Below are 11,387 nucleotides of genomic sequence, written 5' to 3'. Positions count from 1 at the left end.
CGACCGTCTCGGTCACACCGGGACGGGTTCGTCGGATCGTTCGGCGGCACGCGCCCGCCACCGCTGATGCCAGGGCGCGTCGGGGGCGCCGTCGAGCACCCCGCCGTCCGGGTCGTCGGCGTAGGTGTGCCGGACGACGTCCAGTTCGGGCCGCAGGACGTCCCGGATCACGAACCCGCAGAGCACCACGACGGTGATCAGCCGCAGGCTCGACGCCAGCACGAAGACGCCCTCGGGGAAGACCGGCCGGGACATGGCGGTGCCGAGCAGTTCGCCGTAGAACGCGGCGAAGTAGCAGACCTCGGCGATCTGCCAGGCCAGGAACGCGCCCCAGCGCGGCCGGGCGAGCACCGCGAGGGGCAGCAGCCAGAGCACGAACTGCTGGGACCACACCTTGCTGAAGATGAGGAACGCGGCGACCACCAGGAAGGCGAGCTGGGCCAGGCGAGGGCGGCGCGGCGCGAGCAGCGCCAGCCCGGCCACGCCGAGGCAGGCCAGTCCGAAGAGCAGGTACGACAGCCAGTTGAGGGTGGGGATGTTGGCGTTCAGCCACTCGAACGGCCCGAGTTCGCCCGGCGAGGACGGGCTGATCCGGCCGTCCAGGTAGCGGCCGATGTACCAGAGCGTGCCCCAGTCGATCGGGCGCGTGGTGTTCAGGTCGAAGAAGCGTTCCCAGTTCTCCCGGTAGGGGATCGCCACCGGCAGGTTCACGGCCACGAGCGTCACCAGGGCGGTCGTCGTGGCGACAAGCCCGGCCAGCAGCTTGTCGGCGCGCAACGCGAGCACCAGGATCGGCCCGAGGAGGAACAGCGGCCACATCTTCGCCGCACCGCCCAGTCCGATGAGGACTCCGGCCACTGCGGGCAGCAGCATCCCGTACCGGTCGGGTCGGGCGCGTGCCCAGGCCAGCAGACCGAACGCGGCCAGGCCGATGGCGAGCAGGTCCCAGTTGACGGTGGCGGTGAGCACGAGCGCCGGGGAGAGCGCGAACAGGGCGGCGTCCCAGGGTCGTCGTCGGCGCAGGCTGAGGATCACGGCGACGGTGGCGACGGCGAGCGCGCCGAGCACCAGCGCGTTCAGGTTGTAGAACCACTGCCCCTGGTTGATGGTGGGGTTGTCGCTGCCGAGGGCGTGCACCGGCAGGCCGAGGGCGCCCATGAAGTAGCCGGTCAGCACCGGGTACTCCACCGGGTGGTCGGCGTAGGGCACCTTGCCCTCGTTGAGCCCTTCGGCGTAGTAGAGCGCCAGCACGTCGGTGTAGCACATCCGGGTGTACTGGACGTTGTTCTGCCAGGCGCCGTCCTGGCAGGGCGACTTCTGCACCCAGTGCAGAGCCAGCGTGAGGCAGACGAGCGCCAGCACGATCCGGCCGGCGGTCCAGAACCGGCTCTCGCGGTCGGCGGGCCGGTCCAGGGCGGCGGCGTGGTCGCCGAGTGGCCCGCCGATCAGACCGGAGGCACCGCGAACGAACCAGTCCGAGCGGGACGGGTGGTCCACCGTCTCTGCGGATCGTGGCGCCGCCTCGGACGCGCCGGGCTCATCGATGCCTGCGGGCGACTGGGTGCTCATGAAGACGCATCCTGCCGTACACCGGGGGTCGCCGTCCCGTCGCGCGCGGAGAAATTCCGGTACGCGAAACGCGGCGGCGGCCGGACCGAGGTCCGGCCGCCGCCGTCGGGTGGTACGCGTCAGTTCTGTCGTGCCGGTGGAGTGCTCGGTAGCAGCCCGCCGCCGCCACCGCCGCCACCGCCAGGACGTCCGCCGCCGCCGGGGAGCCCGCCCCCGCCCGGGGTGCCACCGCCCGGGGTGCCACCGCCGGGCGTGCCCCCGGGGCAGAACAGGCCCAGCGGGTCGCAGTTCTGGCCAGGCTGGCCGGGCTCGTTCGGGGGCGGCGCCGGGGCCTCGCCGTTGCCGGTGTCGTCCTCGCCGACGTTGGCCGCGGGCGGGAACTCTTCCTTGTCCTTGCCCTTGAGCGCGTCGTTCATGAAGCGCTGGAAGATGTCACCCGGCATCCGGGCACCGCTGATGTCCCGGCCGTCCTTGTATTTGATCGCCTTGCGGTCGGCCTTGTTGCCGACCCAGACGGCGGTGGCGAGCTGCGGTGTGTAGCCGATCATCCAGGCGTCGCCGTTGCTTGACGTCTTGTCGTTGAGTTCCCAGGTACCGGTCTTCTCGGCGACCTGCCGGCCCTCTTCGAGGCGCTTGTTGATCTGGCCCGGGTACTGCTTCAGCACGGACGTCACGTCGGCGACGACGTCCTTGTCGATCCGCTGTTGCCCCTTGAGCTTCTCCCCGCCGACCGTGTCCCACTTGCCGGTGTCCGGGTTCTGCTTCTCCACCTTGCGAATGAAGTGCGCCTTGTGGTAAACGCCCTGGTTGGCGAAGGTGGCCACGCCGTTGGCGTGGTCGAGCACGGTGATCGGGTACTGGCCGTAGCCGATGACGTGGAAGAACGGCGACGGCGCCAGGTCCTTCGGGTCCGCCTTGGTCAGGTCGTGCGCCTTGGCCGGGTTGGTGTCGGTCTGCCACATGGTGGTGACGCCGGCCTGCTTGGCCATGTCGAGCACCTTGTCCGGGCCGATCTTCTCGGTGATGTAGTAGAACGGCACGTTCAGCGACTTGAGCGTCGACAGTTCGAGCGTGCAGGAGTCACCACAGGAGACCTTGTCCGCGCCGGCGTTGCTGACCTTGAACTTGGTGTCCTTCGGGGTGAATGCCGAGCCCTTCCAGCGGGACTTGATCGAGATGCCTTCCTTCAGCGCCGCGGCGAGCGTGTAGATCTTGAAGCTCGACCCCGGTGAGTGGCCACCGCTGACGACGCCGTTGTCCACGTTCTTCCCGGCGTAGTCGGTGCCGGTGCCGTTGTCGCCGCCGTAGTAGGCGAGCACACGCCCGGTCTTCGGGTCGATCGCCACCACGGCGGCCATCAGGTTCGACGGCTGGCCGGCGAGTTCGGAGCCCTTCTTGGCCCGCTGTGCCGCGGCGAGCGCCGCCTCCTGCATCTTCTTGTTGATCGTGGTGGTGATCTTGTAACCACCCCGGCTCAGCGCCTTGGCGCAGAGCGGCTTCTTCTCGGTCACCTCGGCCTCGTTGTCGGTGCAGAGCTTCATCTCGCGCAGTTCCTGCGAGACGTAGTTGACGACGTTGCCGTACGGGGTGTCGATGCCGAATCCGCCGCCGCTGTTCTTCGACGGCTTCGCGATGTTCTTCGGGTACTCGGTGGGGTGCGGCGGCATGTTCGGCGCATCGAGCCACTTCTCCGTGATCATGCCGTTGATCACGTAGTTCCACCGGTCCAGCGCGGCCGTCTGGTTGATCGCCGGGTCGTAGCCCTGGTGGGTGGCGCTCGGCTCCGGCTGCTTGATCAGGGCGGCCAGCACCGCGGCCTCGGCCACGTTCAGGTCCTTGGCGTTCTTCTTGAAGTACGTCTGCGACGCCGCCTGGATGCCGTACGCGCCGCGGCCGAAGTAGATGACGTTCAGGTAGTGCTGCATGATCACGCGCTTGTCGTACTTGTCGTTCAGCTTGGAGGCGAGGATCGCCTCCTTCACCTTGCGGCCGTACGTGTCCTGGTTCAGGTTCTCGAACGCGTTGCGCGCGTACTGCTGGGTGATGGTCGAGGCGCCCTGCTTGTCGCCGCCGGTGAGGTTGTTCCACGCGGCCCGGGCGATGCCCTTGTAGTCCACACCGGAGTGCCGGTAGAAGTTCCGGTCCTCCGCCGCGGCGACGGCGTGCTGGACGTGCTCCGGGATCTGGTCGATGGTGACGAGCTGCCGGTTCTGGTCGCCGATCCGGGCGATGGCCTCTTTGCCGCTCGAGTCGTAGATGGTGGTGGACAGCGGCGGGATGGTGTCCTCCGGGAGCACCACCTTGGTGGAGTACCAGGTGAAGCTCACCACGCCGATGCCGGCGAGCATGATGAACACGGCGAAGCCGGCGATCAGGATGTTGATCCGGCGGCGCTTCTTGGCGCGCGCCGGGTCCTCACCGCGGCCACCCCGGCCGGGGCCGGTCGGACCACCGGGACCACCGGGACCGCCACCGGAGGGGCCGGGCACCCGGGCACGGCCTCCGACCGCCGCGGCGCCGACGCTCGCGCGCCCGCCCACGCCTGCCCGCCCGCCGACGGCGGCCGCGCCCACGCTCGCCGCGCCCACCGAGGCACGCCCGGCCGGAGCGGCCGGTGAGACCGGCACAGACGCACGACCGGCGCCCGCGCGCCCGCCCGGTGCCGGCGACACCGGTACCGAGGCGCGGCCCGCGCCGGCCCGGCCGACCGAGGCCGATCCGGACGCTCCGCGTGGCGCCGGAGCGACGCCGCCGACCGGGGCCCGGCCGCCCGCGCCGTACGGTGTCACGGAGGCTCGCGCCGAGGCGCCGCCGTCCGCAGCGCCGGACCAACCGTTCCCGCCCCGGCTCCTGTCGGAACCGGGGTCGCCGTTCGGGCCCGGGATCTGGGCTCGCGCACGCGAAGAACTGGGATCGCCGTAGTTCATTCCTCACACCCTGCCGGTCGCGGTGGGACGCGGGGGCGCCGCCACCGGGTTGCCGTGAGCTGGAACACGGGACGCTACCCGCCGGTGATACCGGCGCGCGCCCGCCAAATCCGACCTATTCGGACCAATTACGCTTAAGGGCTGTCGCTCCTGCCGCCCGGGGAATGGGCCGGCAGCGATCGGGACAGCCGCGTTCACCGTTGCGCCTCTCGCCTTCGCCGAGGGGTGGAGCCGTTGGCCGCGACCGAGTCGTCCGCGTCCTCCGCCTCGCCCGTGAGACCGTCCCGGCCGAGCAGGAACTGCTCGACGAGATGGTTCCAGTCACAGCCGGGGCAGACCTCCACCACGAACACCTGGAACTCACGCAGCGTCATGGCCAGGACGGGCAACTCGGCCCGGGTACGCGCCTGGCCGGCCGACTGCTTGAGTTCGTCACCGTAAATGTAGTGGACGTGGATCAGGTTCTCGCTGCGGCAGATCGGGCAGCGGTGGTCGGTCGGCTCGCCGTGGAAACGAGCAGCGTTCTTCAGGTACGGCGAGGCGTCGCAGACGTCGTACGTGCCGACCCGCCCGGCGAGCAGTTCACGCAGCACAGCCCGCTTCTGAAGCGAGTAGTCGACGACCTGGCGCTGCGTACGCATGCGGCAAAGGGTACGCGCTCCGGCGAACCCAGGCGACCATGGTCACGAGGTGTGACGGCCGCGTCGCGTAAGCAGGGGGTTTGCCCCACCCTCACCTCTCCGCTAACGTGCGATGTATCGGTCCGATACATCGCGGTGGTTAGTGGTCCGCGCAGGGGGGAAAGAGGGGACGGCCCGTGCTCGAGCTCGCCATCCTCGGCCTCCTGCAGGAGGCGCCGATGCACGGCTACGAGCTGCGCAAGGAGCTGACCGCCAAACTCGGGGCCATCCGGGCGGCGATCAGCTACGGCTCGCTCTATCCGACCCTGCGCCGGCTACAGGCGGCCGGATGGATCACCGAGGCCGCTGAGGCACCCGCGACCGCCGAGGAGGTTCCCGCGCTGACCAGCCGACGCGGTCGGGTGGTCTACACCATTACCGCGGAGGGCAAGGAACGCTTCGCCCAGCTCATAGCGCAGGCTGGACCCGAGACGTACGACGACACGGGCTTCGGCGTGCACTTCGCGTTCTTCGCCCGGACCGACCAGGCCACCCGGCTCCGGATCCTGGAAGGTCGTCGCCGCAAGATCGAGGAGCGTCGCGAAGGCCTTCGTGACGTGCTCGGCCGGGCAGCCGAGCGGCTCGACGCGTACACCCTGGAACTGCAACGCCACGGGCTCGACGCCTGTGAGCGCGAGGTCCGCTGGCTGGAGGAGCTCATCGCCAACGAGCGCTCCGGCCGGGCCCCCGCCGACCCGCGACCCGGGACGGCCGGTGGCCGAGGAGACAACGACAGCCCGCCCACGCCTGGAACGTCCAGGAAAGAGCGGCCGTGATGAAGAAGAAGGAGGCAGACGCTATGGGCTCCGTCCGCGTCGCCATCGTCGGTGTGGGTAACTGCGCCTCGTCCCTCGTACAGGGCGTGGAGTACTACCGGAACGCCGACCCGAACGACCGCGTCCCGGGTCTCATGCACGTCACCTTCGGCGACTACCACGTCTCGGACGTGAAGTTCGTCGCGGCGTTCGACGTGGACGCCAAGAAGGTGGGCATGGACCTCGCGGAGGCGATCGTCGCCAGCGAGAACAACACGATCAAGCTCTGCGACGTGCCGCCGACTGGCGTCACCGTGCAGCGCGGCCCGACCTTCGACGGTCTCGGCCAGTACTACCGCGAAATCGTCGAGGAGTCGGACGCCAAGCCGGTCGACGTGGCGCAGGCGCTGCGCGACGCCCAGGTCGACGTGGTCGTCTCCTACCTCCCGGTGGGTTCCGAGGAGGCCGACAAGTTCTACGCCCAGGCCGCGATCGACGCCGGCTGCGCGTTCGTGAACGCCCTGCCGGTCTTCATCGCCTCCGACCCGGAGTGGGCGAAGAAGTTCACCGACGCCGGCCTGCCGATCGTCGGCGACGACATCAAGAGCCAGGTCGGTGCCACCATCGTGCACCGCGCCCTGGCGAAGCTCTTCGAGGACCGCGGGGTCGAGCTGCTGCGCACGTACCAGCTCAACTTCGGCGGCAACATGGACTTCATGAACATGCTGGAGCGCAACCGCCTGGTCTCGAAGAAGATCTCGAAGACCCAGTCGGTGACCTCGCAGATCCCGCACGAGATGCAGAAGAGCGACGTGCACATCGGCCCGTCCGACCACGTGCCGTGGCTGGACGACCGCAAGTGGGCGTACATCCGCCTGGAGGGGCGCTCCTTCGGTGACACCCCGCTCAACGCGGAGCTGAAGCTCGAGGTGTGGGACTCGCCGAACTCGGCCGGTGTCATCATCGACGCCGTCCGCGCCGCGAAGATCGCGCTGGACCGCAAGATCGGCGGCCCGATCCTCTCCGCCTCCTCGTACTTCATGAAGTCCCCGCCGGAGCAGTACGCCGACCACGACGCGCACGCCGCCGTCGAGGCGTTCATCGCCGGCGAGATCGAGCGCTGACGCGCCGAGAAGCAGAAGAAGGAAGGCCGGGTCCGCGCGGACCCGGCCTTCCTTCTTCTCGTACGTCAGGACCAGGCGCGCCGCAGCGCCACGGCCGCCTCCAGCTCCAGCAGCGTCACCTTGCGCGGCAGTCCCCCGCCGAAGCCGACGAGCTTGCCGCCCGCGCCGACGATCCGGTGACAGGGCACGATCACCGGCACCGGATTGCGGTTGCAGGCCACCCCGACCGCCCGGGCGCCGCCGGGATCGCCGACCGCCTTCGCCACCTCGCCGTAGGTCTTCGTCTCGCCGTAGGGGATGCGGGTCATCTCCCGCCAGACCGCGCGCTCGAACTCCGAGCCGCGCGGGGCCGACACCGGCACTGTGAACCCGGTCAGCTCACCGGCGAAGTACGCCCGCAGCTCCGCCACCGCCAGCCGGGCCACCGCGTCGCCGGGGTCGTCGGCCGCCCCGTCCACCCGGCCGAAGTGCGCGCCGCGCACCGCGTCGCCGTCGGTGCCGACGGAGAACTCCCCGATCGGCGAGTCGAGCACGGTCCAGCGCATGCCACCCATTGTCCCGCCCACGCCGACATCCCCCGCGACCGGCTCTCCGGAGGCGGACCGGACGACCGCTGAGCGAAGTCGATGTTGCACGGCGTCGATACTGTGCAGGTCATGGCCACCGGGACGCTCATCTTCCTGATCATCGGCGGGATCGGGGTCGGCGTGCTGACCCTCGCCCTGCTCGGCTCGGGAGTGCTCCACCTCGGCCAGCCGGACGTCGACGGGCCGGTGTCGCTGGAGGCGGCCGCCGGGTTCACCGGGGCGTTCGGTTTCGGCGGCGCGATCGTCAACGAGCTGCTCGGCGGACGTACCCCCGGAATGATCGCGGCGGCGGTGGCCGGCGGCGCGCTGGCCGCCGTGCCCACCGCGTGGCTGGCGGCGCGGCTGAGCCGCGCGGCCCGCAACATGCGCACCGACGCCACCCCCACCCGCGACCACCTCGCCGGCGCGATCGGGCTGGTGGTGACGCCGATCCCCAGCGGCGGCTACGGGGAGGTGCGGGTACGCCTCGCCGGCCAGCCGGTGAAACTCAACGCCCGTGCCGACCAGGCGATCCCGGTCGGCGCCCAGATCTTCGTGGTCGAAGCACTGAGCGAGACCAGCGTGCACGTCGAGACCTACTGACACCACCACACAGACGGGATCATCCATGCCCCTGCTCGTCGCCATCGGCGGCGCGGTCCTCCTCGCCGTCGTCCTCGTCCTCTTCGTGTTGTCCCGGATCAAGGTGGCCGGGCCGAACCAGGCGTTCATCGTCACCGGCCGCAAGGGCCGCACCACCCAGACCGCCGACGGCGGCCGGGCCACCGACATGTCCGGGCAGAAGGTCGTGCTCGGCGCCTCGGTGTTCGTCCTGCCGGTGGTGCAGAAGCTCCAGTCGCTCGACCTGTCCAGCCGCCGGATCGACGTCAGCATCCGCGGCGCGGTGAGCAAGCAGGGCATCCGCACCGAGCTGCACGGCGTCGCGATCGTCAAGGTGGGTGGCACCGAGGACGCGATCCGTGCCGCCGCCCAGCGCTTCCTGAACCAGCAGGAGGAGATCGACAACTTCACCCGCGAGGTGCTCGCCGGCGCGCTCCGCTCGATCGTCGGGCGGCTCACCGTCGAGGAGATCATCCGGGACCGGGCGGCATTCGCCAGCGCGGTGGCCGAGGAGGCCGAGCACTCGATGACCAACCAGGGTCTGGTGCTCGACACGTTCCAGCTCCAGGACATCCTGGCCGAGGGCTCCTACCTCCAGGACCTGGGCCGGCCGGAGGCCGCCCGGGTGCTCAAGGACGCGGCCATCGCCGAGGCGCGGGCCCGCCAGCAGGCCGAGCAGGAGCGGCTGCTCGCCGAGGAGGCGATCGCCGAGGCGAACCGGAACCTGTCGCTCAAGCAGGCCGGCATCCAGGCCGAGATCGACGCGGCGAAGGCGAAGTCGGCCGCGGCCGGGCCGCTCGCGCAGGCCGAGCGGGACCAGGCGATCCTCTCCGAACAGCAGAAGGTTGCCGAGCGCAACGCCGAGCTGAAGCAGCGCCAGCTCGACACCGAGGTCCGCAAGCCGGCCGACGCCGCCCGGTACAAGGTCGAGCAGGAGGCCGAGGCGAACCGCAACGCGGCGGTGCTCAACGCCGACGCGCAGCGCCAGGCCACCATCGCCGCCGCGCAGGCCTCCGCCGAGCAGGCCCGCCTCACCGGTGAGGGCGAGCGGGCCCGCCGGGCCGCGCTGGCCGAGGCGAACGCGATCGAGGGCGCCAAGGAGGGCGAGGCGGAGCAGCGCCGTCGTTCCGCGATCGCCGAGGCGGTCGAGCGGGAGGGCCAGGCCGAGGCGGCGGCCATCCTGGCGAAGGGTCAGGCCGAGGCCGACGCGATGGCCCGCAAGGCCGAGGCGTTCGCCGCGTACGGCGAGGCAGCCGTGCTGGACCTGCTGGTCAAGGTGCTGCCCGAGGTGGTCGGCGCGGCCAGCGCCCCGATCGGCGCGATCGACAAGATGACGGTGATCTCCACCGACGGCGCGTCGTCGCTGACCAAGTCCGTGGCCGGCAACGTCGCCCAGGGTCTCCAGCTCGGCAGCGACCTGACCGGCATCGACCTGGCCGGTCTGCTGGCGCGGCTGGGCAGCAGCGCGCAGCCCAACGGCAAGGCCACCGTGGACGGCAGCACCGTCACCCAGTGACACGACGACGCCCGCCGGTTCCCCTCGGGGAGCCGGCGGGCGTCGTGCTGTGGTTCAGCCGGTGATACCCTCGTCGCGCGCCCAGCGCAGCAGCTCCGCCTCGGCCTCGTCGCGGTCGAGCGGGCCGCGCTCCAGACGCAGCTCCTTGAGGTGCTGCCAGGCGCGGCCGACCACCGGCCCCGGCGGTACGCCGAGCAGCTCCATGATCGCGTTGCCGTCCAGGTCGGGCCGGACCCGGGCCAGGTCCTCCTCGGCGGCGATCCGGGCGATCCGCTCCTCCAGCGCGTCGTAGTCGGCCGCGAGCTGGGCGGCCTTGCGCCGGTTGCGGGTGGTGCAGTCGGACCGGGTCAGCTTGTGCAGCCGGGACAGCAGGTCGCCGGCGTCCGTGACGTACCGGCGCACCGCCGAGTCGGTCCACTCGCCCCGGCCGTACCCGTAGAAGCGCAGGTGCAGACCGACCAGCTTGACCACCTGGGAGGTGATCTCCTTGGAGTAGCGCAGCGCCTTCATCCGGTTCTTGGTCAGCCGGGCGCCGACCACCTCGTGGTGGTGGAAGCTGACCCGGCCGTCCGCGCCGACCGCCTTGGTGGCCGGCTTGCCGATGTCGTGCATCAGAGCGGCCATCCGCAGCACGAAGTCGCAGCCGTCGGTCTCCAGCGACATGGCGTTGCTGACCACCGTGAGCGTGTGCTCGTAGACGTCCTTGTGCTGGGCGTGCTCGTCGATGGTGAGCTTCAGGCCGGTCAGCTCCGGCAGGAAGCGCTCGGCCAGGCCGGTGTCGACGAGCAGGCGCAGCCCGGTGATCGGGTCGGCACCGCAGAGCAGCTTGGTGAACTCGTCCCGGATCCGCTCGGCGGTGATCCGGTCCAGGTCGCCGGCCATCTCGGCCATCGCCGCGCGGACGTCCGGGTGGACGGCGAAGCGGAGCTGGGCGGCGAACCGGGCCGCGCGCAGCATCCGCAGGGGGTCGTCGCGGAACGACTCCTGCGGCGTCCCGGGGGTACGAATGATCTTCGCGGCCAGGTCGGCGAGCCCGCCGTACGGGTCGGTGAACCGGTGATCGGGAAGGCTGACCGCCATCGCGTTGACAGTGAAGTCGCGACGCTTGAGGTCTTCGGTGAGGCTGGTGCCGTACTGCACCACCGGGTTGCGGCTGACCTGGTCGTAGACCTCCGCCCGGAACGTGGTGATCTCCAGGTTGAGGCCGTCGCGCTGGCAGGCGATGGTGCCGAACTCGCGTCCGGTCTCCCAGATCGACTCCGCCCAGCCGCGGATCACCTTGATCGTCTCGTCGGGGTGGGCGTCGGTGCAGAAGTCGAGGTCGTTGCCGAGGCGGCCGAGCAGCGCGTCGCGGACGGATCCGCCCACCAGGTGCAGTTCGTGACCGGCCCGGGCGAAGCGCCGGCCCAGCTCGTCGGCGACCGGTGAGACTCGGAGCAGTTCGGCGACGGCGTTGCGCTGCGCGGCGGTCAGCTCGCGGCGATCGGCGGCGTGGGAGGCGGAGGCTTCGGACATGGGATCGCCAGCCTATCGGGCCGGGGGTGGATCGACCGCGCCGGGCGCGGGTAACGGGCCCGGGTTGACTAAGGTTCCGGTTGGGCGGGGCCGGCCGGGCCCGGTCGCCACGTA

At 70.7% G+C, this 11,387-nt stretch carries 9 protein-coding genes; 4 read left to right on the top strand and 5 right to left on the bottom strand.

What is annotated here, in order from left to right:
• Positions 1-12 precede the first annotated feature (12 nt).
• The 3 genes from AB0C17_RS19250 to AB0C17_RS19240 form a co-directional block, all read right to left on the bottom strand.
• The gene (locus AB0C17_RS19250; RefSeq protein WP_357470690.1) at positions 13-1,569 is read right to left on the bottom strand and encodes a glycosyltransferase 87 family protein; all 1,557 of its coding nucleotides are present in this window, start codon (positions 1,567-1,569) and stop codon (positions 13-15) included.
• Positions 1,570-1,688: 119 nt separating this feature from the next.
• Positions 1,689-4,496: a transglycosylase domain-containing protein gene (locus tag AB0C17_RS19245; RefSeq protein WP_357479643.1), complete on the bottom strand. Its 2,808-nt coding sequence runs from the start codon at positions 4,494-4,496 to the stop codon at positions 1,689-1,691.
• 194 nt (positions 4,497-4,690) lie between these two features.
• The gene (locus AB0C17_RS19240) at positions 4,691-5,137 is read right to left on the bottom strand and encodes a DUF5318 domain-containing protein (RefSeq protein ID WP_357382116.1); all 447 of its coding nucleotides are present in this window, start codon (positions 5,135-5,137) and stop codon (positions 4,691-4,693) included.
• A gap of 176 nt (positions 5,138-5,313) precedes the next feature.
• On the opposite strand from AB0C17_RS19240, the gene AB0C17_RS19235 reads away from it, so the two are divergent.
• Both AB0C17_RS19235 and AB0C17_RS19230 read left to right on the top strand, forming a co-directional pair.
• The gene (locus AB0C17_RS19235; RefSeq protein WP_357382118.1) at positions 5,314-5,952 is read left to right on the top strand and encodes a PadR family transcriptional regulator; all 639 of its coding nucleotides are present in this window, start codon (positions 5,314-5,316) and stop codon (positions 5,950-5,952) included.
• 23 nt (positions 5,953-5,975) lie between these two features.
• Positions 5,976-7,055, top strand: coding sequence for an inositol-3-phosphate synthase (locus tag AB0C17_RS19230; RefSeq protein WP_030499482.1), 1,080 nt, complete (start codon positions 5,976-5,978; stop codon positions 7,053-7,055).
• A 65-nt stretch (positions 7,056-7,120) separates the two neighbouring features.
• Here the strand turns inward: AB0C17_RS19230 and AB0C17_RS19225 are convergent, their stop codons facing one another.
• Positions 7,121-7,600 carry a methylated-DNA--[protein]-cysteine S-methyltransferase gene (locus tag AB0C17_RS19225; RefSeq protein ID WP_357479640.1) on the bottom strand — a complete coding sequence of 160 codons (480 nt, stop codon included), beginning with the start codon at positions 7,598-7,600 and terminating at the stop codon, positions 7,121-7,123.
• An 81-nt stretch (positions 7,601-7,681) separates the two neighbouring features.
• Here AB0C17_RS19225 and AB0C17_RS19220 point away from each other — a divergent pair, with 81 nt between their 5' ends.
• Positions 7,682-8,224, top strand: a complete 543-nt coding sequence (locus AB0C17_RS19220) for a hypothetical protein (RefSeq protein WP_357382123.1) — start codon at positions 7,682-7,684, stop codon at positions 8,222-8,224.
• Positions 8,225-8,249: 25 nt separating this feature from the next.
• A complete protein-coding gene (locus AB0C17_RS19215) occupies positions 8,250-9,758 on the top strand; it encodes an SPFH domain-containing protein (RefSeq protein WP_357479637.1) in 1,509 nt (502 codons plus the stop codon).
• A gap of 54 nt (positions 9,759-9,812) precedes the next feature.
• Here AB0C17_RS19215 and AB0C17_RS19210 read toward each other — a convergent pair whose 3' ends face one another.
• On the bottom strand, positions 9,813-11,273 hold the full coding sequence (locus tag AB0C17_RS19210; protein ID WP_357382127.1) for a CCA tRNA nucleotidyltransferase: 1,461 nt from the start codon (positions 11,271-11,273) through the stop codon (positions 9,813-9,815).
• Positions 11,274-11,387 lie beyond the last annotated feature (114 nt).

The organism is Micromonospora sp. NPDC048887, from assembly GCF_040649715.1.
Classification (GTDB): Bacteria; Actinomycetota; Actinomycetes; order Mycobacteriales; family Micromonosporaceae; genus Micromonospora.
The sequence above is the reverse complement of the archived record's forward strand: the minus strand, read 5'-3'. Positions and strand labels throughout refer to the sequence as shown.

Excerpts from the sequence above, each read along its gene's own strand:
- AB0C17_RS19250 (WP_357470690.1), bottom strand. The coding sequence starts at position 1,569 with ATGAGCACCCAGTCGCCCGCAGGCATCGATGAGCCCGGCGCGTCCGAG.
- AB0C17_RS19215 (WP_357479637.1), top strand. The coding sequence starts at position 8,250 with ATGCCCCTGCTCGTCGCCATCGGCGGCGCGGTCCTCCTCGCCGTCGTC.
- AB0C17_RS19225 (WP_357479640.1), bottom strand. The coding sequence starts at position 7,600 with ATGCGCTGGACCGTGCTCGACTCGCCGATCGGGGAGTTCTCCGTCGGC.
- AB0C17_RS19220 (WP_357382123.1), top strand. The coding sequence starts at position 7,682 with ATGTTGCACGGCGTCGATACTGTGCAGGTCATGGCCACCGGGACGCTC.
- AB0C17_RS19210 (WP_357382127.1), bottom strand. The coding sequence starts at position 11,273 with ATGTCCGAAGCCTCCGCCTCCCACGCCGCCGATCGCCGCGAGCTGACC.
- AB0C17_RS19240 (WP_357382116.1), bottom strand. The coding sequence starts at position 5,137 with ATGCGTACGCAGCGCCAGGTCGTCGACTACTCGCTTCAGAAGCGGGCT.
- AB0C17_RS19245 (WP_357479643.1), bottom strand. The coding sequence starts at position 4,496 with ATGAACTACGGCGATCCCAGTTCTTCGCGTGCGCGAGCCCAGATCCCG.
- AB0C17_RS19230 (WP_030499482.1), top strand. The coding sequence starts at position 5,976 with ATGGGCTCCGTCCGCGTCGCCATCGTCGGTGTGGGTAACTGCGCCTCG.